Consider the following 270-nt stretch of genomic DNA (forward strand, 5'->3'; position numbering starts at 1 on the left):
TAGGCCGAGGACTTACCACAAAGAAGCTACGCGTCCACTGTGCGGTATCTGAAACAACACACAGATACCTTGAGAGAACCTTGTTTTCTCCATCCCCCAACACCAGCAATGGGTGTTGACGGGTGGTTAAACCAGGTGATCACAAGTTGGTTACTGTGACAGTTTCATAGAGTTACGGCGGTCATAGCGAAGGGGAAACGCCCGGTCCCATTCCGAACCCGGAAGCTAAGCCCTTCAGCGCCGATGGTACTGCACTCGACAGGGTGTGGG

The 270-nt window shown here is 53.3% G+C and carries 1 rRNA gene; it reads left to right on the top strand.

What is annotated here, in order from left to right:
• Window positions 1-173 precede the first annotated feature (173 nt).
• Window positions 174-270, top strand: a 5S ribosomal RNA gene (gene rrf / locus G8767_RS35405); the annotation flags it as partial.

Source organism: Rhodococcus sp. IC4_135 (assembly GCF_011602025.1).
GTDB lineage: Bacteria > Actinomycetota > Actinomycetes > Mycobacteriales > Mycobacteriaceae > Rhodococcus_F > Rhodococcus_F baikonurensis.